The sequence below is a fragment of the Lysobacter sp. 2RAF19 genome (assembly GCF_052115395.1).
Classification (GTDB): domain Bacteria; phylum Pseudomonadota; class Gammaproteobacteria; order Xanthomonadales; family Xanthomonadaceae; genus Noviluteimonas.
In genome coordinates this window covers 565,935-590,500 of record NZ_JBFRGO010000002.1, presented here as the reverse complement: position 1 = coordinate 590,500, position 24,566 = coordinate 565,935, and the positions used below count along the sequence as shown (strand labels likewise).

24 protein-coding genes are annotated in these 24,566 nt (G+C 67.1%); 8 read left to right on the top strand and 16 right to left on the bottom strand.

Features of this window, described 5'->3' with window-relative positions:
- The first annotated feature begins 145 nt into the window (after positions 1-145).
- Both AB4059_RS09585 and fnr read left to right on the top strand, forming a co-directional pair.
- Positions 146-799, top strand: coding sequence for an alternative oxidase (locus AB4059_RS09585; protein ID WP_498978684.1), 654 nt, complete (start codon positions 146-148; stop codon positions 797-799).
- 58 nt (positions 800-857) lie between these two features.
- The gene (gene fnr / locus AB4059_RS09580) at positions 858-1,616 is read left to right on the top strand and encodes a fumarate/nitrate reduction transcriptional regulator Fnr (RefSeq protein ID WP_498978683.1); all 759 of its coding nucleotides are present in this window, start codon (positions 858-860) and stop codon (positions 1,614-1,616) included.
- Here the strand turns inward: fnr and AB4059_RS09575 are convergent, their stop codons facing one another.
- The 16 genes from AB4059_RS09575 to AB4059_RS09500 all read right to left on the bottom strand — a co-directional run bounded on the left by AB4059_RS09575 (position 1,617) and on the right by AB4059_RS09500 (position 16,280).
- Positions 1,617-2,336 (bottom strand): sulfite exporter TauE/SafE family protein, encoded by a 720-nt coding sequence (locus tag AB4059_RS09575; RefSeq protein ID WP_498978682.1) that lies wholly within the window; start codon positions 2,334-2,336, stop codon positions 1,617-1,619.
- Positions 2,326-2,505, bottom strand: coding sequence for a cbb3-type cytochrome oxidase assembly protein CcoS (gene ccoS, locus AB4059_RS09570; RefSeq protein ID WP_498978681.1), 180 nt, complete (start codon positions 2,503-2,505; stop codon positions 2,326-2,328). Before ccoS ends, AB4059_RS09575 begins: the two co-directional genes overlap by 11 nt.
- Positions 2,502-4,910, bottom strand: a complete 2,409-nt coding sequence (locus AB4059_RS09565) for a heavy metal translocating P-type ATPase (RefSeq protein WP_498978680.1) — start codon at positions 4,908-4,910, stop codon at positions 2,502-2,504. Before AB4059_RS09565 ends, ccoS begins: the two co-directional genes overlap by 4 nt.
- Complete coding sequence (locus AB4059_RS09560) at positions 4,907-5,407, bottom strand: FixH family protein (protein WP_498978679.1); 501 nt, start codon at positions 5,405-5,407, stop codon at positions 4,907-4,909. The genes AB4059_RS09565 and AB4059_RS09560 overlap by 4 nt, the downstream gene beginning before the upstream one ends.
- Positions 5,404-6,951 carry a 4Fe-4S dicluster domain-containing protein gene (locus AB4059_RS09555; protein ID WP_498978678.1) on the bottom strand — a complete coding sequence of 516 codons (1,548 nt, stop codon included), beginning with the start codon at positions 6,949-6,951 and terminating at the stop codon, positions 5,404-5,406. The genes AB4059_RS09560 and AB4059_RS09555 overlap by 4 nt, the downstream gene beginning before the upstream one ends.
- 3 nt (positions 6,952-6,954) lie before the next feature.
- Positions 6,955-7,239: a hypothetical protein gene (locus tag AB4059_RS09550; RefSeq protein WP_498978677.1), complete on the bottom strand. Its 285-nt coding sequence runs from the start codon at positions 7,237-7,239 to the stop codon at positions 6,955-6,957.
- On the bottom strand, positions 7,236-8,180 hold the full coding sequence (gene ccoP / locus AB4059_RS09545; protein WP_498978676.1) for a cytochrome-c oxidase, cbb3-type subunit III: 945 nt from the start codon (positions 8,178-8,180) through the stop codon (positions 7,236-7,238). The genes AB4059_RS09550 and ccoP overlap by 4 nt, the downstream gene beginning before the upstream one ends.
- On the bottom strand, positions 8,177-8,332 hold the full coding sequence (locus AB4059_RS09540; RefSeq protein ID WP_498978675.1) for a cbb3-type cytochrome oxidase subunit 3: 156 nt from the start codon (positions 8,330-8,332) through the stop codon (positions 8,177-8,179). Before AB4059_RS09540 ends, ccoP begins: the two co-directional genes overlap by 4 nt.
- Position 8,333: 1 nt before the next feature.
- Complete coding sequence (gene ccoO, locus AB4059_RS09535; RefSeq protein ID WP_498978674.1) at positions 8,334-8,966, bottom strand: cytochrome-c oxidase, cbb3-type subunit II; 633 nt, start codon at positions 8,964-8,966, stop codon at positions 8,334-8,336.
- Positions 8,967-8,973: 7 nt separating this feature from the next.
- Entirely contained in the window at positions 8,974-10,440 is a 1,467-nt protein-coding gene (gene ccoN / locus AB4059_RS09530) for a cytochrome-c oxidase, cbb3-type subunit I (protein ID WP_498979052.1), read from the bottom strand.
- Between the two features lie 119 nt (positions 10,441-10,559).
- The gene (locus AB4059_RS09525) at positions 10,560-11,387 is read right to left on the bottom strand and encodes a hypothetical protein (protein ID WP_498978673.1); all 828 of its coding nucleotides are present in this window, start codon (positions 11,385-11,387) and stop codon (positions 10,560-10,562) included.
- 97 nt (positions 11,388-11,484) lie between these two features.
- Complete coding sequence (locus AB4059_RS09520; protein WP_498978672.1) at positions 11,485-12,171, bottom strand: potassium channel family protein; 687 nt, start codon at positions 12,169-12,171, stop codon at positions 11,485-11,487.
- Between the two features lie 3 nt (positions 12,172-12,174).
- Complete coding sequence (gene cax / locus AB4059_RS09515) at positions 12,175-13,236, bottom strand: calcium/proton exchanger (protein WP_498978671.1); 1,062 nt, start codon at positions 13,234-13,236, stop codon at positions 12,175-12,177.
- A complete protein-coding gene (locus tag AB4059_RS09510) occupies positions 13,233-14,663 on the bottom strand; it encodes an efflux transporter outer membrane subunit (protein WP_498978670.1) in 1,431 nt (476 codons plus the stop codon). Before AB4059_RS09510 ends, cax begins: the two co-directional genes overlap by 4 nt.
- 7 nt (positions 14,664-14,670) lie before the next feature.
- On the bottom strand, positions 14,671-15,852 hold the full coding sequence (locus AB4059_RS09505) for an HlyD family secretion protein (protein ID WP_498978669.1): 1,182 nt from the start codon (positions 15,850-15,852) through the stop codon (positions 14,671-14,673).
- Positions 15,852-16,280, bottom strand: coding sequence for a DUF3302 domain-containing protein (locus AB4059_RS09500; protein ID WP_498978668.1), 429 nt, complete (start codon positions 16,278-16,280; stop codon positions 15,852-15,854). The genes AB4059_RS09505 and AB4059_RS09500 overlap by 1 nt, the downstream gene beginning before the upstream one ends.
- A 224-nt stretch (positions 16,281-16,504) precedes the next feature.
- On the opposite strand from AB4059_RS09500, the gene AB4059_RS09495 reads away from it, so the two are divergent.
- From AB4059_RS09495 to AB4059_RS09470, 6 genes are all read left to right on the top strand, one after another.
- Positions 16,505-17,683 carry a PAS domain-containing sensor histidine kinase gene (locus AB4059_RS09495; protein WP_498978667.1) on the top strand — a complete coding sequence of 393 codons (1,179 nt, stop codon included), beginning with the start codon at positions 16,505-16,507 and terminating at the stop codon, positions 17,681-17,683.
- Positions 17,683-18,342 (top strand): response regulator transcription factor, encoded by a 660-nt coding sequence (locus tag AB4059_RS09490; protein WP_498978666.1) that lies wholly within the window; start codon positions 17,683-17,685, stop codon positions 18,340-18,342. The genes AB4059_RS09495 and AB4059_RS09490 overlap by 1 nt, the downstream gene beginning before the upstream one ends.
- Positions 18,343-18,403: 61 nt before the next feature.
- Entirely contained in the window at positions 18,404-18,760 is a 357-nt protein-coding gene (locus AB4059_RS09485; RefSeq protein WP_498978665.1) for a response regulator transcription factor, read from the top strand.
- Positions 18,757-21,510 (top strand): Orn/Lys/Arg family decarboxylase, encoded by a 2,754-nt coding sequence (locus tag AB4059_RS09480; RefSeq protein WP_498978664.1) that lies wholly within the window; start codon positions 18,757-18,759, stop codon positions 21,508-21,510. Before AB4059_RS09485 ends, AB4059_RS09480 begins: the two co-directional genes overlap by 4 nt.
- A gap of 24 nt (positions 21,511-21,534) precedes the next feature.
- Positions 21,535-23,235: an aspartate:alanine exchanger family transporter gene (locus tag AB4059_RS09475; RefSeq protein ID WP_498978663.1), complete on the top strand. Its 1,701-nt coding sequence runs from the start codon at positions 21,535-21,537 to the stop codon at positions 23,233-23,235.
- Complete coding sequence (locus tag AB4059_RS09470) at positions 23,232-24,563, top strand: OprD family outer membrane porin (RefSeq protein ID WP_498978662.1); 1,332 nt, start codon at positions 23,232-23,234, stop codon at positions 24,561-24,563. Before AB4059_RS09475 ends, AB4059_RS09470 begins: the two co-directional genes overlap by 4 nt.
- Positions 24,564-24,566 lie beyond the last annotated feature (3 nt).

The window sequence follows — 24,566 nt, the reverse complement described above, 5'->3', positions numbered from 1 at the left end:
GGCGCGGGTGCATTGATCCGGATCAATCCATGCGGGTGAACGCTTCAGGGTGGTCGCGGCGCGCTTGATCCTGGTCAAGGAGGTTTGTGATGGCGCGGCGCAGCATCACGCCATCGGATACGAGAAGAGAAAACGGAGGCCCTCCATGAACGCCACGCTCATCACCCCGGTCGTCGCCACCCCCGCCCTCATCGACACCACCGTCCACGCCCCGGTCCGCGACCTCTCCGACCGCGTGGCCTACGGCATCACGCGCGGCCTGCGGTTCCTCGCCGACACCTTCTTCGCCAAACGCTACGGCAATCGCGCGATCGTGCTGGAAACCGTCGCCGCCGTGCCGGGCCTGGTCGGCGCCGCGCTGATCCACCTGCGCTGCCTGCGCTGGATGCGGCACGACCACGGCTGGATCCGCGCGCTGATGGAAGAAGCCGAGAACGAGCGCATGCACTTGATGACCTTCATCGAGATCGCGCGCCCGAACCGGATCGAACGCGCGCTCGTGCTCGTGGCACAGGCGGCGTTCTTCACCTTCTTCCTGTTGCTGTACCTGGTGTCCGCGCGCACCGCGCATCGCCTGGTCGGCTACTTCGAGGAACAGGCGGTCGTCAGTTACAGCCAATACCTGCAGGAGATCGACGCCGGCCGCGTCGAGAACGTACCCGCGCCGAAGATCGCACGCGACTATTGGCAACTGGCCGACGATGCGCGCCTGCGCGATGTCGTGCTGGCGGTCCGCGCGGACGAGGCCGGCCACCGCGACGTGAACCACGGCTTCGCCGACGATCTGCGCGCGCACTGAGACCTCGCGCGTTCCACCGATCCGGCGGCCCGGGACCCCGGGCCGCTACAATGCCTCCGTGACCACGCCCGTCCTCGACCTCCAGACGCTCCGCAAGGGTTGCGCGCACTGCTCGCTGCAGCAGTTGTGCCTCCCCGCGGGCATCGGCATGGACGGCCTGCGGCAACTGGATTCGATCGTGCGCCGTCGTCGGCCCATCGCGCGCGGGGAATCCCTGTTCCGCATGGGCGATGCGCTCGCGGCGGTCTACGTGGCGCGCGATGGAGCCTTCAAGACCGTGGCGATCAGCGAAGAGGGCGAGGAGCGCGTGGTCGGCTTCCATCTGCCCGGCGAGTTGATCGGCCTGGACGCACTCGGGGCCGATGTCCATCGCTGCGATGCGATCGCGCTGACCACCGCGAACGTGTGCGAAGTGCCCTTCGACCAACTGTCCGAGGTCGCCGCGCAGGTGCCGGGGTTGCAGCACCAACTGCTGCGCGTGATCGGGCGCAGCGTGGGTCGCGACCAGGATCATCTCGACATGCTTTCGCGCCGGCAGGCCTCCGAACGCATTGCGTTGTTCCTGCATGGCATGGCCGAACGGTTCCGCCACATCGGCCAGTCCGACGCGCAATTCCGCTTGCCCATGAGCCGCGAGGACATCGCGCGTTTCCTCGGGCTCGCACTGGAAACCGTCAGCCGCGGCTTCACGCGATTGCAGGAAGACGGCGTCATCGCGGTCGACGGACGTCGCGTGGAAATCCTCGACCGCGCCGAACTCGACCGCCTCGCGCACCATCCCGAATCCACGCAGCCGCGCACGCGCGCACTGGGCTGATCACGCCAGGCTGCGGCACCCGAGCGCTTCGAGCGCCCCGTGCAATGCAGGCACCTGCACCAACCACGGGCCGGCCAGCGTCGCCAAGCCGGCGAACAACACGACCATCGCCGATGCGACGCGCCAACCGCCGCGTTGCAGGCGTTGGCCGAATCGCGCGCCCGCCCAGGTGAGCGGCAACATGACGGGCAAGGTCGCGAGGCCGAAGGCGAGCATCGTCAATGCGCCATGCCACGCGCTCGCCTGCAACCACGCCGCGACGAGCAACTGCGTGCTCAGTCCGCACGGCATCCAGCCCCAGAGCACGCCCAGGCCGATGCGCTTGCCCGCGGTGTCGGCGGGCAACAGGCGACGCTGCAAGGGACGCAGGTGTTGCCAGAGACTTGCACCCGGAACCGAGAGGAACGCAAAGCGTCCGGTGCGATCGAGCAAGCGCAACGCGGCGAGGACCAGCACGATGCCCACGGCCGCGCGCGAAGCCACGATCAACCACGGCAAGCGCGCGACGCCGAGCACCGCCTGGCCGATACCGCCCGCCAACGCACCGGCGATCGTGTAGCCCGCGATGCGCCCGAGATTGGGTTGCGCGGCGATCCACCATCCGGTGCGCTGCCCGACCGACAGTCCCGTGGCGATGCCACCGCACATCACCGCGCAATGCGCACCGCCCAGCAAGCCGGTGAGCAAGGCGCCGCCCAGCACGAGCCAGTCAAGCGTCATCGCGTGGGTCCTGCGGTGGCGGCGGCGCGTCGTCATCGTCGGCGAGGATCGAGAGCGCCGGCGTTTCGAGATCTTCGAACTGCCCGCCGCGCACGGCCCAGGCGAAGGCGAGGATCGCCACCACCAACAGCATCAACGCAAGCGGGACCAGCAGCAGGAGGATGTTCATGCGCGCACCGCCTTGCGTTCGCGCGCCAGGCGCAACGCATTGAGCGTGACGGTGAGCGAGGACAGGGCCATGCCGAGCGCCGCGATCCATGGCGTGACCAGGCCGAGCGCAGCGATGGGCAAGGCGACCAGGTTCCAGCCGATCGCCCACGCGAGGTTTTGCCGGATCACGCGGCGCGTGTCGCGCGCGAGCGCGATCGCATCGGGAATGCGATGCAGCGCGGGCGTGGCGAGGACCAGATCCGCCGCGCGTTGCGCGAGGGCCGCGCCATCGGCCACTGCGATCGACACGTCGGCGCCTGCGAGCACGGGCGCGTCGTTCAAACCGTCGCCGACCATCGCGACGCTGCGTCCCCGCGCCTGCAATGCACGGACGCACGCAAGCTTGTCTTCCGGCGATTGGCGCGCGCGGGCATCGTCGAAGGGCAGCGCCTGCGCGAATCGCGCCACGGCCGCGTGTCCGTCGCCGCTGCACAAATGGACAATCAGACCCTGCGCGCGCAGGGCATCGAGGGTTTGCGCGGCATCGGTGCGTGGCTGTTCGCCGACCTCGAAGCGCGCGACGGCACGCGCGCCATCGCCGAGCCACAGCGCGCCGTCATCGGGGCCGCCGGTCGCGAAGGGCGCGTGACCCAGGCGCCATGCGATGCCGTCGACATCGCCTTGCACCCCCTGCCCCGGGACACTGCGCGTGGCTTCGACGACGCTGTCTGCATCGCGATATGGCGCGAAGGTCGACGCCAGCGGATGTTGGCTGTCGCGCTCGAGCGCGGCTGCGATGCGCAGCGCCTGCGCGCGTGGAATCCCGTCGAACGTGTCCACCTTCGCCAATGCGGGCACCGCATCGCCGAGCGTTCCGGTCTTGTCGAAGACCACGTCGGTGACGCGGGCGAGGCGATCGAGCGCATCGGCGCCGACGGGCAACACCCCCATGCGCGCGAGTGCGCCGTTGGACGCGGCCAGCGCCGCGGGAATCGCCAGCGACAAGGCGCACGGACAACTGATCACCAGCAAGGCGAGCACGACATCCAACGCACGATCCGGTGCATACGCACGCCAGGCGACATACACCACCACCGCGATCGCGAGCAGCACCACGACGAACGCCATCGCCACGCGATCGGCGGTGCGCGCGATCGCCGGGCGATGCGCCTGCGCCCGCTCGACCAGCGCCGCCAGTTGCGACAGGCGCGTCGCCGTACCGGTCGATGCCACGCGCAGGCGCGCCGGCACTTCGCGACAGGCGGTGCCCGCGAACACCGGATCGCCTTCGCGTTTGCGCACCGGCGTCGATTCACCGGTCAACAGCGACTCCTCGAACCAGGCCTGCGCGTCGAGCAACACGCCATCGGCGGGCACGCCCGCACCGGCGGCGACACACGCGATGTCGCCCGGCTGCAGCGCCTGGAGTGGAATGGTTTCGCGGCGGCCGTCGCGTTCGCGCACCGCGAAGGCCGGACGCGCGCGCGCCAGCGCATCCACGCGCGCGCTCGCCAGTGCACGCGCCCGTTGTTCCAACATGCGAGCGGACAGCAGCAGGAAGACGAACATCACCGCCGCGTCGTACCAGACATGCGGCCCGCCGACGAGCGTCGCGTACAGGCTCGCGAAATAGGCGAGCAACACGGAGGTCGCGACCAGCGTGTCGGCGCCGAGGCGTCGGCCGCGCAATTCGCGCGCGCATCCGGCCAGGAAGGTCCAGCCCGACCAGAACACGACCGGCGTTGCGATCAGGAAGGCGACCCACCGCAGGAAGTCGCGCATCGGATGCGACATCGCGCCGGCCGTATCCAGGTACAAGGCTTCGGTGAACATCATCGCCTGCACCGCACCCAGGCCCGCGACGCCCAGGCGCAGCAATGCGCGATTGCGTTCGGCCACGCGCGCGCGTTCGCGGTCGATGCCGGTCGCCAGGCTCGGGCGATAGCCGAGCGATTGCAATCGACGCAAGGGCGTCGACAAGGCCGTGCGCGCAGGATCCCACGCGATGCGGATGCGGCCGGTCACCGCATTGGCGGAGACATCCAGGACGCCGACTTCGCGACGCAGCGCGCGATCGATCAACCACGCGCATGCGGCGCAGCGCATGCCATCGGTGAGCAACACCAGTTCGCGGCCGCCCGGGATGGCGCGCGCGTGTCCGGCCAGCAGGTCTTCGCGATCCCAGCAGGCCAGGTCCTCGTCGTTCGCATCGACGCGTTTGGCCGCTTCGCTGCGCAGGCGGTAGTAGTCGCCCAGTCGCGCATCGCGGATCCATTGCGCGGCGGCGGCGCATCCCTCGCAGCAGAAGCCGCGCTCGGTGCCGTCGAGCGACACGCGCGGTGCGTGCGCCGGGAGCGGCTCGCGGCAGTGGAAGCAGGCAGTGTCGAGGCTTGCAGGAAGGGCGTCGACAACGACCGCGTTCATTGCGCGTGGGCCAGGGCCGGGCCGACCTCCGCCTGCGCCGCATGCGCCTGCCATCGGCCGCGCAGCCGCCAGCGACGATCCGGCGGCGCCAGTTCCAGCACCCAGTCGTGCGCGTCGTCGAACCCGCCGATGCGGCCGCTCCAACCCGACACCGAGGGCGCGAGCGTGATGCGCCGGTCCAGCGATGCGAGCACCGGGTGGCGCAGGACCAGTTCCAGCGGTGTCTGCCGATCGAATCCCGCGCCCGCTGGCACGACGTCGAGCACCAGGCCGACGCGGTGGATACGTGCCGTCAGTCCCATGCGGCGCGCTTCGATGTCGGGCGTGAGGTCGGCGTCCTGCACCTGCGCGGTGCTCCGGACCGGATCGGCGACCGCGTCGATCGGTCCTTCGGCGAACCACAGCAGTGCGAAACCGGCCACCACCGACATCGCCGGCAGCGAGAACACCAACCACACCAGCGGCTGGCGCCACGCGGAAGGCGGAGGACGTCTCATCGCGAAACCGGTCCGAAAAACGTGCTGGCTACTGTCTGTGTGGTACGTGGATCGCCATCGAGTGCGGACACTTCGAAATGCACGTCGCGCCGCCCCGACACGGGCTCGGGCGCATACACGGTGACCGGCACGGACGCGACTTCGCCGGCGGGAATGGTGAGGGTGGGCGGGCGCCGCAAGGCCAGTCCGCGCGTCGCCGAGGAGAGCGTGATCGCGAAGCGCCGCGGCTGGTCGCGCTTGTTCGCGATCTTCAGCGTGTAGCTGTTCTCGATGCCGTCGGCCGTCGTGCGGTACAGCGCGTTGCGGTCGCGCAAGGCCTCGGCCGTGAACGGGGCGCGCATCGCGATGCCCGCGACGAAGGCGATGCACACCGCCGCCAGGATCCCGCCGTACACGAACACGCGCGTGCGCAGCAGCCGCGTGGGCTTGCCGTCCACCGCGTGCTGCGTGGTGTAACGGATCAGGCCGTGCGGATAGCCCATCTTGTCCATGACCTGGTCGCACGCATCCACGCAGGCGCCGCACGCGATGCATTCGTATTGCAGGCCGTTGCGGATGTCGATGCCGGTCGGGCAGACCTGCACGCACATCGTGCAGTCGATGCAATCGCCCAGTTCGACAGCTTCGAATTTCGGCAAGGGCTCGACCGGACCGGCGTCGAAGGTGATGGTGCCGGCCGCGTGCAGGCTGGCGGTCGCCGCGGTGGGGAACAACGCGGCGCGGCGCACGTAATCGGTGGCGCGCTCCAGCGGCAACAGGCCGCGCGCGCGCTCGAGCACGCTGGCCAGGCCGCGCCGGCGCGGTCCGCGGGGTTCGCCCCGCATCGGGTCGTAGGCGATCAGCAGCGTGTCGCGGTCGAACATCGCGCTCTGGAAGCGCGCGTACGGGCACATGTACTTGCACACCTGCTCGCGCAGGAAGCCCGCGTTGCCCCAGGTCGCGAACGCATAGAACAACACCCAGAAGGTTTCCCATCCGCCCCACGCGAATGGCACCGCGTTGGCGGCGAGGACGCGGATCGGCGTGAAGAATCCGACGAAGGTGAAGCCCGTCCACAGCGCGAAGAGGATCCACGCTGCGTGCTTGCCGCCCTTGCGCAGCAGCTTGTTGGCCGACATCGGCGCGGCATCGAGTTTCATGCGCGCGCCGCGATCGCCTTCGAAGCGTTGTTCGATCCACAGGAAAGCTTCGGTCCACACCGTTTGCGGACACGCGTAGCCGCACCACAGGCGCCCGGCGATGGCGGTGAAGAAGAACAGGCCGATGGCCGCGACGATCAGCAACAGCGCGAGGAACAGGAAGTCCTGCGGCCAGAACGTCAATCCGAACACATGGAACTTGCGCGCCGGCAGATCGAACAACACCGCTTGCCGCCCGCCCCAGCGCAGCCACGGAAAGCCGTAGAACATGCCGAGCAACCACAGCACCGCGAGGATGCGCAGGCGCGCGAAACGCCCGGAGACTTCGCGCGGATACACCTTGCGCTCGCTGACGTAGAACGTCCCCGCCTCGTCGACGAGTGCCGCGTCGATCGACTTGGCCATGGCTCAGCGCCCCGGCAGCGGGCGGTTGAATCGGCGACCGGGCCGCAACAACCACCAGGTAAACAGGCTCGAGGAAGCGGTGGCTGCCCAGAACAGGAAGAAGCCGATCGTGTAACCCAGCTCGCGGCCGACCGCGACGCCGGGGAAGGTGATGTCGCGCAAGGCCATCGGATCGACGAACGCGAAGAACACCATCGTCGCGATGCCGGCGGCGAAGAAGCTGGGCCAGGCGATCGCGCCGATGCGTTGCGCGAGGGGGCGAGGCGATTGATCCACCGCGATGTTCATTGCTGCGCGCCCACGGCCGCCGCCGGTTCGGGATGCGACAACGACCACACGTACGCGGCCACGAGGCGGGCACGCGTTTCCCCGAGCAATGCACGATGGGCCGGCATGCTGCCGTGGCGGCCGTTCGCGATCGTCGCCTGCAGGGTCGCGCTGTCGTCGCCGTACAACCAGTAGTTGTCCGTCAGGTCCGGCGCGCCGATGTCGGTCTTGCCCTTGCCATTCATGCCATGGCAGCCCGAGCACACCGATTCGAACAAGGCCTTGCCCTGCGCGGCGCCGTAGTTGTTCTGCATGCGCGTGGCCGGATCGGGCAGCGCGCGCACGTACGCGACGACGTCGCTCACCGCGTGCGGACCGCCCAGGCCGGTGAGCACCTTGCCCCATTCGGGCATCACGCCTTCGCGGCCATCGAGCACGGTTTGCAGAATGCGATCGGGCGTTCCGCCCCAATGCCAGATGTTGTCGGTGAGATTCGGATAACCGACGGCGCCCTGCGCCGAAGAACCGTGGCAGGTTGCGCAGGTGTTGCTGAAGATCGAACGACCGAGCCGTCGCGCAGCGGGATCGGCGGCGAGCACGTCGATGGATTTGCCGCGATACGGCGCGAAGGTTTCTTCCAGGCGCGCGTTGGCGGCCGCCTGGTCGATCGCCAGTTCCTTTTGCGAAGTCCAGTTGCCGTGGCCGGCGTTCGCACCGAGCCCGGGGAACCACAACAGATAGCCGACGCTGAAGGCGATCGTGATCCAGAACAGGTTGATCCACCACTTGGGCAGCGGCTTGTTGTACTCGGTGATCGCGCCGTCGTCCCAGTAGTGGCTGGTGTCTTCCGGTTTCGGATCGCCCGGGCGGCGCTTGGCCGTCCACCACAACAGCCAGCCGCAGCCGACGATGTTGAGCACGACGATCGCGATGACGTACCAGGACCAACTCGGGGTCATCATGGCGTGCCCTCCTGTCCTTCGTCGTCGACGTCCTCGCGCAGTGGAACGCGCGCTGCACGGTCGAAGGCTTCGCGACGGCGCGGGCTCCACGCCCACGCCCATCCGGCGACGAACACCGCCAACAACACCGCAGTCACGATGCCGGCGACCATGTCAGTTCCCCCTCGGCGCGTGTTTGCCGAGCGCCTGCAGATACGCGACGACGGCATCCAGTTCCGTCTTGCCGGCGACATCGCTCGGCGCGCGCGCGATTTGCGCATCGGTGTACGGATCGCCGATCGCCTTCAGCGTGCGCATGTGCGCGGCGATGTCCTTGCCGTCGATCGGCGCGTTCTCCAGCCACGGGAACGACGGCATGTTCGACTCGGGCACCACCGCGCGCGGATCGATCAGGTGCACGCGATGCCAATCGTCGGAATAGCGACCGCCCACGCGCGCCAGGTCCGGCCCCGTGCGCTTGCTGCCCCACTGGAAGGGATGGTCGTAGACCGATTCGCCGGCGAGCGAATAGTGGCCGTAGCGTTCGGTTTCGAAGCGCAGGGTGCGCACCATCTGCGAATGGCAGTTGTAGCAACCCTCGCGCACGTAGACGTCGCGCCCGGCCAGTTGCAGCGCAGGCCAGGGAACCACGCCGGGCAAGGGCTTGATGGCGTCGGCCTGGTACATCAGCGGCACGATCTCGGCCAGGCCGCCGAAGGACACGGCCACGGCGATCAGCACCGCCATCAGGCCGATGTTCTTCTCGATCTTCTCGTGCGGGTTGTTCGGCGTGGGTTGCGTTGCCATGTCGTGCTCAGCTCGATGCGGGGGCGGCAAGCGCGGCGTCGGCCGCGGGCGATTTCGCGGAGGCCCAGGTCTTCCAGGTGTTCAGCGCCATCAGCAACATCCCGGCGAGCACGACCGCGCCGCCTGCGAAGCGCACCAGGTAATACGGGTAGGTCGCGTTGAGGGCTTCGACGAAGCTGTAGGTCAGCGTCCCGTCGGGGTTGGTGGCGCGCCACATCAGGCCCTGCATCACGCCGGCGATCCACATCGCGGCGATGTAGAACACCACGCCGAGCGTATGCAGCCAGAAATGCACGTCGATCCATTTGGTCGAATACATCTGCTGCGCGCCGAGCAGGCGCGGCAGCATCGCGTAGATCGAGCCGACGGAAATCATCGCCACCCAGCCCAGCGCACCGGCGTGCACGTGGCCGATGGTCCAGTCGGTGTAATGCGAGAGCGAGTTCACCGTCTTGATCGACATCATCGGCCCCTCGAAGGTCGCGATCATGTAGAAGCTGATCGCCACGATGAGGAACTTGAGGATCGGATCGGTGCGCAGTTTGTACCAGACGCCCGACAGGGTCAGGATCCCGTTGAGTGCACCGCCCCAGGAGGGCGCGAGCAGGATCAGCGAGAACACCATGCCCAGCGACTGCGCCCAGTCGGGCAGCGCGGTGTATTGCAGGTGGTGCGGGCCGGCCCACATGTACACGGCGATCAGCGCCCAGAAGTGCACGATCGACAACCGGTAGGAATACACCGGGCGCCCGGCCTGCTTGGGCACGTAGTAGTACATCATCCCCAGGAAGCCGGCGGTCAGGAAGAAACCGACCGCGTTGTGCCCGTACCACCACTGCACCATCGCATCGACCGCGCCGGTGTAGACGATGTAGGACTTGGTCAGGCTCGCCGGCAACGCGATGTTGTTGACGATGTGCAGCAGCGCGATGGCGATGATGAAGCTGCCATAGAACCAGTTCGCCACGTAGATGTGGCGGCCCTGCCGCTTGGTGATCGTGCCGAAGAACAACACGGCGTAGGCGATCCACACCACGGCGATGAGCAGGTCGATGGGCCATTCCAGTTCGGCGTATTCCTTGCCCTGGGTGATGCCCATCGGCAAGGTGATCGCGGCCGAGACGATGACCGCCTGCCAGCCCCAGAACACGAAGCTCGCCAGCTTGTCGGAGATCACGCGCACGCCGCAGGTGCGTTGCACCACGTGCAGGGACGTGGCCATCAACGCGCTGCCGCCGAAGGCGAAGATCACCGCGTTGGTGTGCAGCGGGCGCAGCCGCCCATAGGACAGCCACGGGATGCCTTCGCCGAGCGTGGGCCAATACAGCTGCGCGGCGATGAACAGCCCGACGGCCATGCCCACGATGCCCCAGAGGATGGTGGCGAGCGAAAACTGCAGGACCACCTTGTCGTTGTAGACGACGCGGGCCGCCGATGGCGGAGCCTGCCCCGCGCGGGGGGCGGTGGGTTGCATGTCGTTGTTCATGGGCGCCCCGCTATGGATGCGAGCAGTCTCGCGGACTCGGCCCTGTGCCGATTTGATCCGGATCAAATGCGCCGGATCAAATCATCCCGACCAGGGCCGGCACGACCTCACCAGCGATAGATGTACCCGAGCTTCAGGCCGCTATCGATGAAGTCCAGGTTGCCGATGAAGTCGGTCTTGCGCGCATCGACGCTGATCTTGCTGAGCGAGTAGTCGAGCGTGAAACCCGAGCGTTCCCATGGATACCACTCGACACCGATGCGACCGAAGGTCACGTCGCCGTCGACGTCGTTGATGTTCGCCTTGAAGTAGCCGACATCCGCGCCGATGCGCCACGCGTTGTGGCCGCCCGGCGTCCAGCGCCACGCGCCGCCGAGCGTCAGCGACGGCAGGTCGGCTTGCGCCTCTTCGCGGAACGCACCGCCGACGGCATTGCCGTTGACGTCGACCTGCAATGCCATCGCCATGTCGAGCCGGTACCAGACCAGGCCCACGCGCGGGCCCAGCGTCCAGTTCTCCTTCTGCGCGGCCCACCAGACGTAATAGCCCTCGTAGGCGTCGATGCCCACGTCCACGCTCACCGTGCTGTTGGCTTGGTAGGTCGTGTTGCGGAAGGTGATGTCGCGCGCGATGGTGCGCGTGGCATCGGCGTCGTCCTGGTAGTAGGTCAGGCCGAACTCGTGGCTCTCCCATGGGCGCCAGGTCAGGCCGACGTAGCCGATGGTCGCGCTGTCGTCCAGGCCGAAGTCGCGGTCCAGCTCGACCTGCGAGCCGCGCTGGGTCTGGCCGTCGGCGCGCACCTTGGTGTCCCAGGAGGTGATGTAACCGCCGATGCGGAAGCTGAAGGTGTCCAGCGGTTCGACCGCGCGCGCCTGCGATGGCGCAAGCAGCCCGACACACGCGAGGGACAACAGGGACATCGTGGCGATCTTCATGACCTCTCCTCGAACACTGCGGTTGCGTGGACGACGCCCTTCCCCTCCATGACACAACGGTCGCCCGGCCCTCACCCGGACAGGGCGGCGTGGGTACTTACGGGGGGTCGTCGCGGGATTCGACTGCGATGCGCAAGCTGACCAGCCGCGCGACCATGATCGCGAGGTACAGCTGGCCGAAAATGGCCTCGAACACGGCCAGGCCCCGCGCGATGGGTGTCACCGGCGTGATGTCGCCGTAGCCCAGCGTGGCCATCGTGACGAAGCTGAAGTAGATGCCGTCGGGCAGCCCCATCGCCGCCATCGGCGCGCCGCCGAGGAACAGCGAGTGGGGCTGGGCCTGTTCCAGCGCGACCCAGATCGCACCGAAGAACACGCCCACCAGCAGATAGGTGTTCAGGGCCGCCAACAGATGCTGCCGGTCGACCCGCGGACTGGACATCGCATAGCGCAGGGATCGCGCGGCCGCGAAGAACGCGATGCCCGCCCACAACGCCAGCGTGATCGGGCCGGTGTGCCCCAGGCCGGTGCGGATCGGCGCCAGGCCGAGCACGATCGCAACGATGGCCAGGACGATGAGGCCGCGTCGGCGCACGCGCCCGCGCGTCGGCGCCAGTGCGGCGGCGAGGAGCGTCACGCCCAGGCAGGCGTTGAGCATCCATCCGCCCGAACCCGTCAACGACAGCAACGGCCCCATCGCGATGGTGACGATGAGCAGGATGAACAGCACCGCGTGGCGGTTGCGTCCCCACCATTGCACGAGGTTCGCGGACTCGCGCGGCATCGTTCAATCCGATGCGCCGGGCGCGTAGAAGAACACCGCCGCGAGGATCAGGTACACCGACAACAGTTGCGCGCCGCGAAACCAGTCCGTGCGCCCGTCCGACGAGACCTGGCCGCTGATCATGACCGCGAGCAACACGCTGACCACCAGCCCCGGCGAGAACACCAGCGGCATCGGGCCCGGGCCAATGACGTAGCTGAGCAACACGAGCAAGGGGGCGATCAACAACGCGAGCTGCACGCTGGCGCCTTGCGCGATCGACATCGCCAGGTCCATGCGGTTCGCGCGCGCGGCCATGATCGCGCTCACCGCTTCGGCCGCGCCGCCGAGTACCGCGAGCACGAAAACACCGGAGAAGGCGGGCGACAGGCCGAGCGATTCGGTCGCCGGCTCGATCACCGCGACCAGGATTTCGCTCATGACCACGACGCCGACGGTCGCCGCGCCGAGCACCAGGGCTGCGCGCCCGGGGGACCAGCCGGGCGCCTCGTGCCCGCCGCCGTGCGCGTCGTGGCCTTCGTTCGCTTCGCGCGGCGCACGCAGGGTGCGCACCACGCTGCACGCGTAGATCGCCAGCAGCACGACCGCGATCCAGACGCTGACCGAATCGATCGCCGCCGATTCGGAAGGCACCACCGCGCGATACGCCGCCGGCATGATCATCGAGATGACCGCGAGCGTCAGCATCGCCGACAGCGAACGCGACAGCGCCACGTCGTAGCGCTGCTCGCCCCAACGTCGTCCGCCGACGACCATCGCGATGCCCATCACCAGCAGGATGTTGCCGATGATCGCGCCGGCCAGCGACGCCATGACCATCGCGTGCAGCCCTTCGCGCAACGCGGCCAGGCAGATGATCAATTCGGCGGCGTTGCCGAAGGTGGCGTTGAGCAGGCCGCCGATCGACGGACCGACGCGTTCGGCGAGCACGTTCGTCGCCTGCGCCATGATGCCGGCCAGCGGCACGATCGAAATCGCCGCGGTGGCGAAGATCAGCAGGATGCGGTCCGGCGCGAACTGCTCCAGGAGGAGCGCGATCGGCGCGAAGACCAGCAACCATTTCACCTCGCGTCTCCGCTGCCGGGCGCCTCGTCCGCGGTGGGTGGGCCGGCGATGAAATCGCCGCCCAATGCGAGATGGAGATCGACGCGCCGGACAAGGCGTTCCCGCCGCACGGCGAGGAGCGCCACTTCCGACGCGTTGGCCGACAACATGCGGCCCATCACGTCGCGCAGGTCGGACTTGCCGATGCGAAACGAGGTTTCGGTCAGGCCCGCCGCGCGGCGGCTGTCTTCCGCCGACGCGCGCAGCAATTCTTCTCGCGTTGCGAGCGTGGCTTCGGCATCCAGTGCGTTCTCGACTTCATCCAGCGCCTGCAACGACAGGCGTGCGTAGTTGGCGACCGCTTCGCGTTGTTCGGCCGTGCGCAGGCGGACCTGGCCGGTCAATTGGCCGCCGGTATACAGCGGCACGACGGCCGTGCCGCTGATGCTGGCGGTGTTGCCGCTCTCGCTTTGCGTGAAGTCGATCGCCTTGCGCGACACGCGTCCATAGCCGGCGGACAAGGTGATCGACGGCCAGAACGAGGCCTTCGCTTCGCCCACCAGGTCGAAGGCGGCGGCGACGCGACGTTGCGCGGCCAGCAGATCGGGGCGTCGATCCAGCGCATCGGCCGGCATGCCCGCCGGCACCGGGCCGGGGAAGGGCACGAGGTCTTCGCGCGCCTGGAGGGCGGCCGCGGGATAACGCCCGACGAGGATTTCCAATGCGCGCAAGGCCTGGCGATGCGCGAGTTCCACCTGGCGCGCGGCGTCCTGGTAGTTGGCCGCGCTCGCACGCGCAGCCACCACATCGGTTTCGTTGCCCGCGCCGATGCGCTGTCGATCATCGGCGAGGCCGACCAAGCGCTGCGCATCGTCGGCCATGCGATTGGCGAGCTTGGCCTGCTGCGCCGTTTCGGTCGACAGGAACCAGGCGCGCGCGACGGACGCGGCGAGCGATTGCCGTGCGAAGCGCCAATCGGCGCTGCTCGCATCGCGTTGCGCCCTCGCGGCGTTGCGTGCGTAGCGCAGGCGACCCCACAGGTCGATTTCCCACGACATGCGCAACATCACGCCGCTGAGCATCGCGATGAGGTCGGACACCGGCTTGGAACCGGCGCGACCGAGGATGCCGATCGCGGGCTTGAGTTGCGAGGTGGCCAGATCGACCTGCGCTTCGGCCTGTTCGACGCGCGCGGCGGCGATTTCCAGGTCGGGGTTGTACTCGAGCGCTTCGGCGACCAGCGCGTCGAGTTGCGAGTCGCCGAAGGTCTCGAGCCAGCCGGTTTCGACCGGCGCCGCGTTCGCGGGGCTGCGCCAGCCCTGCGGCACCTGGACGTGCCCGAGCGACTGCGACTGCACCTCGTCGGCGGTCGGCTCCGGCGAGGTCGCGCAGCCGGCGAGCAGCACGGCCGCGAGCCCGGATGCGAATGCGATGCGACGTCGCGCCATGCCGGCCTCAGTGCAACTTCAGCACGAGCGCATCCAGCTTGGTGCCCACGCGCATGATCACCTTGCGGATGATGTGCACCAGGTGGCCGTGCTGCGTGTAGATGGCACCATTGCCTTGCGCGCCCATCGGCAGGAAGGTCTTGGTGTCGCGCCCGGAGGCTTTGAGGCGTACCGCGAACCGCCCGGGCGGAATGGGCTGCGTGCCGGTCTGCGGCACGGTGCCCGACAACGGCAACTGCCCCGTACCCGACGACCAGACGATCGAATCGACCGTCGCCTTGATGATGCGGTTGGGATACGTCTGCAACGCGATTTCCGCATCATCGCCAGGCCGGATGTTGCGCAACTCGTTCTGCGCGTACATCGCGAGAATCCATTGCTCGTTCTCGACGAAGGACATCACCGGCACCATCGGCAACTGCGCGGCGTAGGAGCCGGGCCGCAACTGGAGGTTCACCACCGTGCCGTCGGCGGGTGCGTAGAACACGGTCTGCGAGAGTTCCCACTTCGCGTAGGCGATCTGCGCCTTCAATTGCTCGACCGCCGCACGTGCCTGCGCGACTTCGGACAACTCTCCCTTCCCGGTGCGCGCCGACAGCTTCTGTTGCACTTGCGAAACCGTGGCGGCGCTTTGCGCCAAATCCGCGCGCATGCTGCGCACGTCGGTCTGCGCCTGCTCGTAGTCGAACTTCGTGCCCGCGCCGGTCTTCGACAGATCGCGCGTCTGGCCTTCGCGCCGCAGCGCGAGTTCGAGCTTCGCCGACAAGGCATCGCTGGTCGAACGCGCAGCGCGCAGTTGTTCGTTCAGTTCGCGCTGGTAGGCGTTGGCGCTATCCAGTTTCGCGGCGAATTCCGGCAGCTTCGATTCCAGTTCGCTCAACTTCTGCTGGAAGGGTTCCGGGTCGATGCGGAACAGCACCGCGCCCTTCTTGATCGGGCGGTTGGGTTCGATCGGGACTTCGATGACGCGTCCGGTGACGCGCGGCGTGACCTGCACGACGTAGTTGAGCACGCGCACGTCGGACGTCGAAGGCGCCACGACGTTGAGATAGAGGATCAGCGCAGCCATGCCGAAGATCGGCAGCGTGAACACGATGATCTGGCTGATGAAATTCCACGGCAGCAGCTTGAACTTGAAGAAGATCAGCCAAACGATGCTCGAGTAGATCAGGAGAAGGATGATTTCCATCAGGTGGCCTTCTGCTCCGTGGCCTCGAAGTCATCGTCGGGTGACGGTTGCAGGGAGACAGCGTCGCCGCCGTGACCGTGCGGATCTTCCTTGTCGCGCCCGTACGCCAGCTTGTAGAGCACGGGTTTCGAATACGCCCACACCCACGCGATCGGCCACAGCATCCCGCCGAACACCAGCGAAAGCAGGCAGACGATCTTGATCGCCTGCAACTGCGGATGGTGGCGCTTCTCCGCGATCTTCTCCGGCATGATGTGGACCCACCAGAACGCGGCGATCAGCACCACCGGCACGATGATGATCGCGATCCACGCGATGACGTTGGCCATGGTGTCGAGCGCGTCGCCTTCGAGCAGGGAGGCATGCGCAGGCGCGGCCCAGGACAGGACCAGCACGACGCACCAGGCGCGCAGGAATCTGGTGGACACGGCCCCTCCCGAAATGCCGACCCGCATGGGCCGACGAACGGTTCGATCCTAGGGACCCCTCCGACGTGCGGATATTGTCCCTTGGGGCAACTCGGCGGATTCTTCTCGTGCAAACCGGTCTACCCCGAACGAGTGAATTTGGCCGCCGATCTGGATATCCCCCGTTCGGGTAACTGCAGGACGCGTGATAAAGCACCTTTCCCCCGAGGTGCGGGCCGAAACTGATGGGCCATGCACAGGATGGCGAGAATCGGGACCACGTCGTCATCCGCGGCGTGGCATTCGGGCAAGGACGGCCCCGCAGCGCATTCTTCGACCACGTCCGCGAGACCGCGCGCGAACTGCTCGCGCCGCACACGCGGCCACATCGACTGCCGCTCGCGGAAATGCACGCCTTGATGAATGCGGTCCCCGGCGCGCTGGTGCTGGCCGGCGATGGGGGGCGGGTTCTGCTCGCCAACACCGCGGCCGAAGCGCTGTTCGGTTATCCGCACGATGCGATGCCGCATGTGTTCGCCGACTCGCTGGTGCCGTCCTTCGACGGCGGCGCGCGCGAATTGTTCGCCACGCGCGCCGACGGGTCGGAGCTCCCGGTCGACGTCGAGTGCCATGGCGTGTCGATCGGCGACGAAGCGATGCTGCTGTTGAGTGTGGTCGACGCCACGCAGCGCCGCCGCCTGGAGCGCGAAACCGCCCTGCTGCGCGACGAACTCGCGCATCTGTCCCGCGTGGCGCTGCTCGGCGAATTGACCGGCGCGCTCGCCCACGAAATCAACCAGCCGTTGTCGGCGATCCTGTGCAACGCGCAGGCCGCGCAGCGCCTGCTGCGCGCCGATCCACCGGACCTCACCGAAATCCGCGACATCATCGACGACATCGTCATCGACGATCGCCACGCCGGCGAAGTCATCCAGCGCCTGCGCAAGTGGCTGCGCAAGGAACACGTCGACCACGTCCCGCTGTCGCTCAATGGCGTGGTCCTGGACGCCTTGCACCTGGTGCGCGCCGATCTCGTGCAACGCGGCATCGACGTCCATCTGGAGCTGTCCGGTCAACTGGCCGTGGTCGCAGGCGACCGCATCCAGTTGCAGCAGGTCGTCCTCAACCTCGTGCGGAACGGTTGCGACGCGATGATGAACGTGCCCGCGCCGCGCCTGTTGCGCATCCTGACGCGGCAGGTCGGTGCGAATGTCCAGCTGGAAGTGGTCGATCGCGGGCACGGCATCGAACCGGCCATCGCGCAAACCATGTTCGACCCGTTCGAAACCACCAAGTCCGAAGGCATGGGCATGGGCCTGGCCATCTGCCGCACGATCGTCGAATCGCACGGCGGGCGCGTGTGGGCGCAGTCGCTCGAAAGCGGCGCGCTGGTTGCCTTCGAATTGCCGGGCATCGCGCCGTGATGTCCCTGTCCCCGGCCTCGCCCGTGGTGCACCTGGTCGACAACGACCCGCGCGTGCTGAAGTCGGTCGCGCGCCTGCTGGCCAGTGCGGGCATCGAGACGCAGTCCAGCACCTCGTCCGACGCCTTCCTCGAATGCTACGACGCCGACGTTCCCGGCTGCGTCGTGCTCGACCTGGCGATGCCCGGTCGCACGGGGCTCGACGTGCAGCGCTCGTTGCACGATCGCAACATGGACGTACCCATCGTTTTCCTCTCCGGTTGCGCGGACGTGCCCACGACGGTGCGCGCGATGAAAGCCGGCGCGGTCGACTTCCTCGTCAAGCCCATCGACGGGGAAACCCTGCTGGCCGCCGTGCGCGACGGCATCGCCCAGGATCGGCGGCGTCGCGAGCGCAAGGTCGAGAATCGCGACCTGCAGATTCGCCTGGACAGCCTCACCCCGCGCGAGCGCGAACTGCTGCCGCACCTGATCTCCGGCAAGCTCAACAAGCAGATCGCGGCCGACCTGGGCGTGGTGGAGAAAACCGTCAAGGTGCATCGCGCGCACGTGATGCAGAAGCTGGGCGTGCGCCGGCTCGCCGATCTGGTGCGGCTCGCCGCGCGCTTGTCGATCGAACCCTGCGCCACGGCGCGCATCGTTGGTCCAACGGCCAATTGAAGGCCCAGCTACGGGGGCTTAGCGTCCGGTTTCGATGACCGGGCGCACGCCAACTGTCGCAGTGCTTGACGACGAGGCCCCGGTCCGGCGCGCGTTGCAACGGTTGCTGCGCGCCGCCGGATTCGACGTGCGCCTGTTCGCCACAGGATCGGATTTCATGGCGCATCTGGAAGGCATCGACTGCCTCATCCTCGACCTGCACCTGCCGGGCATGTCGGGGTTCGACGTGCAGGACGCACTCGCCGATCGGCGTTCGTCGATCCCGGTCGTCGTGCTGACCGGCAACGACACCGACGCAAACCGCACGCGCAGCCTCGCCCAGGGGGCGCGCGCGTTCCTCACAAAACCCGTGGACGACAAGGTGTTGCTGGATGCGCTCCGACCCCTGACGTCGCTCCCACGCGCGAGGCCATCATGAACGACAACGCCCAAGCCAATCCCGCCGCCCTCAACACCGTCTTCGCCGCGGCCATCGCGCGCGAGGATCAATGGCGGCAATTGTCCGCATACGCCCGCGCGTGGTCGGAGGCGAGGGGCGACGCCAAGGCCTCGGAAGAGATGCGCGGCAAATGCCGCACGACGCTGGCGCAGATCTCGCGCCTGGAACACTGCTGGGCGTATCCCGGTCCGCGCCTGATGGACGCGCTGCGCGACGAACTGGAAGGCGGCGGCGCCTCCACGTTCGGGCGCCTGGTGCAGAAGGTCTCTTCCGCGCTGCGCTCGGGCGACTATCGCCGCGACGAACACGCGTGGGACACCAGCGAATCGGCCGACAAGCGCCTGCTCGATACGCTGCCGCCGGACCTGGAGTCCGGCGCGCAGGGCAAGCCGTATTTCGAAGTGCTCGTGGTCACGCCGTCGGATCCGGCGCAATGGTCGCGCTCGGTGGACGAAGCACGCCGCATGCGGCGTGCGGAAGATCCCTTCGATTACGCGGTCTTCCACGTGGGGAGTTTCGAGGACGGCGCGCTGGCGGTGATGTTGAATTCCAACATCCAGGCCGTCGTGCTGATCGACGGGTTCCAGTTCTCCTCCAAGCACGACATCCCGGACCTGAAGGACTTTCTGGCGCGCAACATGGAGGTCGACAAGGCGAGCATCGCGCCCGGCGCCATCTCCACGCGCCTTGCGCAGGCGATCAACGATTTCCGGCCGGAAATCGACCTGTACCTGCTCACCGACCGCGCCACCGAACTGCTCGCCGCCAGCGACGAAGCCGCGCCCATCCGCCGCATCTTCCACAGCATCGAAGAGCCGATGGAGTTGCACCTGGCGATCCTCGACGGCATCAAGGATCGTTACGAGACGCCCTACTTCGACAACCTCAAGAAGTACGCGATGCGCCCGATCGGCACCTTCCACGCGCTGCCCATCGCGCGCGGCAAGTCGGTGTTCGGCTCCAACTGGATCCGCGACATGGGCGTGTTCTACGGCACCAACATCCTCTTCGCCGAATCCTCGGCGACCACGGGCGGCCTGGATTCGCTGCTGGAACCGACCGGCAACATCAAGAAGATGCAGGACGCCACCGCGCGCGCGTTCGGCGCCAAGCGTGCCTACCTCGGCACCAACGGCACCTCGACCTCCAACAAGATCGTCGTGCAGGCGATCTGCAAACCCGGCGACATCGTCATCGTCGACCGCAATTGCCACAAGTCGCACCACTACGGTTTCGTGCTGACCGGCGCGCAACCCTACTACGTCGAAGCCTTCCCGCTGACGCAGTATTCGATGTACGGCGCGGTGCCGCTGCGCACGATCAAGCAGGCGTTGCTGGACTGCAAGGCCGAAGGCAAGCTCGATCGCGTCAAGGTGATCGACCTGACCAACTGCACCTTCGACGGGCACATGTACAACCCGCGCCGGGTGATGGAAGAGTGCCTGGCGATCAAGCCCGACCTGGTGTTCCTGTGGGACGAAGCCTGGTTCGGTTTCGCGCGCTTCAGCCCGCTGCATCGCAAGCGCACGGCAATGGGCGCGGCCGCGGCGTTGACGCGCCGCTATCGCAGCGATGCCTACCGCGCCGAATACAAGAAGTGGAAGGAAAAGAATCCCGAGCCCAACGACGCCACGTGGCTCGACGGGCACGCGCTGCCCGATCCGGACAAGGTGCGCATCCGCGCCTACCAGACCAACTCGACGCACAAGTCGATGTCGGCCTTCCGCCAGGGCTCGATGATGCTGGTGTGGGACGAAGACTTCCATCAAGTGGAAGGCCCCTTCGAGGAAGCGTTCTTCGCGCACACCTCCACTTCGCCCAACCTGCAGCTGATCGCGTCGCTGGACCTGGCGCGCCGCCAGATGGAGCTGGAAGGCTTCGCGCTCACCATGCGCATGACCGAGCTCGCGCTGCGCCTGCGCCAGACCATCAACGACCATCCGCTGATCTCGAAGTATTTCCACGTCGCCACGCCGGCCGACATGATTCCGGCCGAATTCCGCGAATCGGGCCTGACCGACTACGGCCCGCCGAACGGCTCGTGGGCCGACATGGTGGACGCCTGGCAGAACGACGAGTTCGCACTGGACCCGACGCGCATCACGCTGATCTGCGGCTCGGCCGGTTTCGACGGGACGCAGTTCAAGGGCCTGCTCGCCGAGAAGTTCGACATCCAGATCAACAAGACGTCGCGCAACTCCATCCTGGTGCAGACCAACATCAACAATACGCATTCGGACGCGGCGTTGCTGATCAAGGCGCTGGCCGACATGGCGCGCGAAATCGACAAGCGCCTTGCGCAGGAAGGCAAGGCGGGACGAGAGATCTTCGACGCACGCGTGAAGTCGCTGATGACCGACGTGCCCGACCTGCCGAACTTCAGCCGCTTCCACGACGGCTTCCGCGAGAACCCGAAGGCGCCGAGCAACGAAGGCCACATGCGGCCGGCGTTCTTCATGGCCTACGACGAAAGCAACTGCGAGTTCGTGCGCCTCAACAGCGACGACGTCGAGAAGCGCCTGAAGGAAGGACCGGAGATGGTCTCGGCCAATTTCGTGATCCCGTATCCGCCGGGCTTCCCGATCATGGTGCCGGGCCAGGTGATCACCGCCGACACGATCGCCTTCATGCGCAAGCTCGATGTCAAGGAAATCCACGGCTACCACGCGGCGGCCGGCATCAAGTTGATCAAGCCCTCGGTCCTGTCGGGCCGTGCGACGTCCATGTAGCCATCGCGTTCCAGGAGAACGGCCATGCAAGGCTTCTTCCAGTTCCTCGCTGACAATCCGTACATCTTGTTGTTCTTCACCGTCGGAATGGCCGTGTGGGTCGGCAAGTTTTCGGTGAAGGGCTACGGGCTGGGCATGGTCGCCGCGGCCGTGGTGGTGGGTGCCGCGCTCGCGACGTGGGCATCGACCTACGGCGTGAAGTTGCAGCTCGACAACTTCGCCAAGTCCCTCTTCTATTACCTGTTCATGTATGGCGTGGGCCTGCGCGTGGGTCCGGCTTTCTTCAACAGCCTGAAGAAGGACGGCATCACCTTCACGATCCTCGCCGTGATTTGCGCATGCCTGGGCCTGGCGCTCGTCGTCATCTGCGCGAAGTGGTTCGCGCTGCCGCCGGGCGCGGCGGGCGGCGTGCTCGCCGGTTCGCAGACGATGTCGGCCGCGATCGGCACGGCGGAAATGGCCGTCGAACAGGGCGCCTACAAACTGCCTCCGGGCACGACCGCCGAACAGGTCTCGGGCATGATCGCGCTCGGTTACGGCGTGACCTACATCTGGGGCACGATCGGCATCATCCTGGTGTGCAAATACCTGCCGCGCTGGTGGGGCATCGATGCGCGCAAATCCGCGAAGGAATACGAAACGGCGCACGGTGTGCAGAACGTCGACGATGTCGGCCTGACCGGTTATCGCGCCGGTGGCATCCGCGCCTATCGCCTCGAGAACGCCTCCACGGCGGGGCAGTCGATCGCACAGTTGCGCAAGACCTACCCGCAATATCGCATCGCGAACGTGGTGCGCGACGGGACATCGCTGGGTGCCGCTTCGGACGTCGTGCTGAAGCAGGGCGATGTCGTCGCACTGGGCGGGCGCCTGGAAGACCTCACCGCCAACCTCGGATTGCTGGGCACGGAAGTCGCCGATTCGGGCGCGCTGAACATCCCGCTCGACCAGGCCGAAGTGCTGGTGACCAACAAGGAACTCGTCGGCCGCACGCTCAAGTCCTTCTCCCAGGAAGAGTACGCAGGCCAGGTCGGCATCAGCCGCGTCGAACGCAGCGGCGAGCCGCTGCCGCTCGGCACCGACACCACGATCAAGCGCCTGGACGTGCTGTACCTGACGGGCCTGAAGGGCGCGGTCGACAAGGTCGGCGCGCTGATGGGCAAGATCGCGCGCCCGAGCACGTCGACCGACCTGCTCACCTTGTCCGCCGGCATGGTCATCGGTCTGTTGATCGGCAAGATCACCGTGCCGGTCGGCGATTTCTCGGTGGGCCTGGGCAACGCGGGCGGGTTGCTGCTGTCGGGCATCTTCGTCTCGTCGGTCGTGTCGCGGTTGCGTTACTTCGGCAGCACGCCGAACGCCGCGCGCAACATCCTCGAAGACCTCGGCCTGGTGACCTTCATCGCCATCGTCGGCATCAACGCGGGCGCCACCCTGCTCGAGCAGTTGACCGGCGGCATCGCGGTGAAGATCTTCCTCGCCGGTTTCATCGCCAGCACGATCCCGCCCTTCATCACCTGGGCGATCGGGCTCCACTTCTTCAAGATCAATCCAGCAGTGTTGATGGGCGGCGTTGCCGGTTCGCGTTCGCACTCCGGCCCCGCGCGCGAAGCGGCGAAGGAGATCGGCAGCAGCGTTCCGTGGGTGGGTTTCCCGGTCGGCTATGCGGTGTCTGGCGTCCTGTACACCGTGTTCGGCTACTTCGCGATGGTGCTCTCGCAATGAGCCGGGCGCCGACATCGCTGCTCGCCCTGTTCGGCTTGCTCGTCGCCGGGCCCGTCGTCGCGCAGACGACGACGGCCCCGACCGAAGAAGACCAGGCGGGCGATTCCAACGAAGACAGCGCCACGCACCTGGACAAGGCCTTCGGCGTGCAGACCTACGACGAGTGGGTGCGCGAAACGCGCCGCAAGGCGTGGGCGGATACAGACTGGAACGTGCAGCTGCGCACGTACTACCTGGATCGCGAAAAGTACGACGACAGCGAAAGCGAAGCGTGGGCGCTCGGCGGTTCGGCCGGATTCAAGACCGGCTACTTCCGCGATCGCTTCTCCTTCGGCGCGACGGCCTATGGCTCCGGGAAACTGTACGGGCCCGACGACAAGGACGGCACCTTGTTGCTCAAGCCCGGCCAGGAAGGCTATGCGGTCCTCGGCGAGGCCTATACCGAGATCCTGTTCACCCAGGACGTGCGCATGACCATCGGCGCGCGCACCTTCGACACGCCCTACCTCAACAAGAACGACAGCCGCATGACGCCCAACACGTTCCTCGCGGGCGTGGTGCAGGGCCTGCACGGCGATCCGAAGTCCAGCCGCGGGCAATGGCGCTGGGGCGCGGGCTACTTCGACAAGATCAAGGAACGCAATTCCGACGAGTTCGTGTCGATGTCCGACGACGCGGGCGCTTCGGTCAAGCGCGGCGTGTTCGCGGGCGGTTTGAACTACACGCGCGGCGAGCTCTCGGTGGGTGGCGTGGAGTACTACAGCAACGACGTCATCAACATCTTCTACACCGAGGCCAAGTACGCGATCCCGATCGGCGGGAATGCGAAGTTGCGCTTCGCCGGCCAGTACAGCGACCAGCAGAGCGTCGGCGACAACGCCCTCACCGGCAGCGACTTCCACGCCAAGCAATTCGGTTTGAAGGCGGAGGTCGCGGCGGGCGGCGCATTGCTGACCGGCGCCTACACCAAGGCCAGCGGCGATCGCGACATGACCGCGCCGTGGAGCGGCTATCCCGGTTACACCAGCGTGCAGGTCGAGGATTTCAATCGCGCCGGCGAGGATGCCTGGTTGATCCGCGCGCAGTACACGTGGCCGAAGGAGACGGGCGTCAGCGCGTACGCGCTCTATGTCGCAGGCTCCGACCCCGATGCGGCCAGCGCCTATGGTCGTGGCGAAACCGACTTCAACGTGCAGTGGTCGCCGCCGGAAGGAACGCTCAAGGGCTTGATGGTGCGCGTGCGCTACGCGTACGTCGCGCAGGACGACCCGGGCGACACCGACCTGAAGGACCTGCGCGTGATGGTCTATTACGACTTGCCGCTCTGAGGA

Coding starts and splice junctions, on each gene's coding strand:
- AB4059_RS09490 (WP_498978666.1), top strand. CDS start 17,683: ATGTCCCTGTCCCCGGCCTCGCCCGTGGTGCACCTGGTCGACAACGAC.
- ccoN (WP_498979052.1), bottom strand. CDS start 10,440: ATGCAACCCACCGCCCCCCGCGCGGGGCAGGCTCCGCCATCGGCGGCC.
- AB4059_RS09560 (WP_498978679.1), bottom strand. CDS start 5,407: ATGAGACGTCCTCCGCCTTCCGCGTGGCGCCAGCCGCTGGTGTGGTTG.
- AB4059_RS09565 (WP_498978680.1), bottom strand. CDS start 4,910: ATGAACGCGGTCGTTGTCGACGCCCTTCCTGCAAGCCTCGACACTGCC.
- AB4059_RS09550 (WP_498978677.1), bottom strand. CDS start 7,239: ATGAACATCGCGGTGGATCAATCGCCTCGCCCCCTCGCGCAACGCATC.
- AB4059_RS09540 (WP_498978675.1), bottom strand. CDS start 8,332: ATGGTCGCCGGCATCGTGACTGCGGTGTTGTTGGCGGTGTTCGTCGCC.
- AB4059_RS09495 (WP_498978667.1), top strand. CDS start 16,505: ATGGGCCATGCACAGGATGGCGAGAATCGGGACCACGTCGTCATCCGC.
- ccoP (WP_498978676.1), bottom strand. CDS start 8,180: ATGATGACCCCGAGTTGGTCCTGGTACGTCATCGCGATCGTCGTGCTC.
- AB4059_RS09555 (WP_498978678.1), bottom strand. CDS start 6,951: ATGGCCAAGTCGATCGACGCGGCACTCGTCGACGAGGCGGGGACGTTC.
- ccoO (WP_498978674.1), bottom strand. CDS start 8,966: ATGGCAACGCAACCCACGCCGAACAACCCGCACGAGAAGATCGAGAAG.
- ccoS (WP_498978681.1), bottom strand. CDS start 2,505: ATGAACATCCTCCTGCTGCTGGTCCCGCTTGCGTTGATGCTGTTGGTG.
- AB4059_RS09575 (WP_498978682.1), bottom strand. CDS start 2,336: ATGACGCTTGACTGGCTCGTGCTGGGCGGCGCCTTGCTCACCGGCTTG.
- AB4059_RS09525 (WP_498978673.1), bottom strand. CDS start 11,387: ATGAAGATCGCCACGATGTCCCTGTTGTCCCTCGCGTGTGTCGGGCTG.
- AB4059_RS09480 (WP_498978664.1), top strand. CDS start 18,757: ATGAACGACAACGCCCAAGCCAATCCCGCCGCCCTCAACACCGTCTTC.
- AB4059_RS09520 (WP_498978672.1), bottom strand. CDS start 12,171: ATGCCGCGCGAGTCCGCGAACCTCGTGCAATGGTGGGGACGCAACCGC.
- AB4059_RS09475 (WP_498978663.1), top strand. CDS start 21,535: ATGCAAGGCTTCTTCCAGTTCCTCGCTGACAATCCGTACATCTTGTTG.
- AB4059_RS09470 (WP_498978662.1), top strand. CDS start 23,232: ATGAGCCGGGCGCCGACATCGCTGCTCGCCCTGTTCGGCTTGCTCGTC.
- AB4059_RS09510 (WP_498978670.1), bottom strand. CDS start 14,663: ATGGCGCGACGTCGCATCGCATTCGCATCCGGGCTCGCGGCCGTGCTG.
- AB4059_RS09585 (WP_498978684.1), top strand. CDS start 146: ATGAACGCCACGCTCATCACCCCGGTCGTCGCCACCCCCGCCCTCATC.
- AB4059_RS09505 (WP_498978669.1), bottom strand. CDS start 15,852: ATGGAAATCATCCTTCTCCTGATCTACTCGAGCATCGTTTGGCTGATC.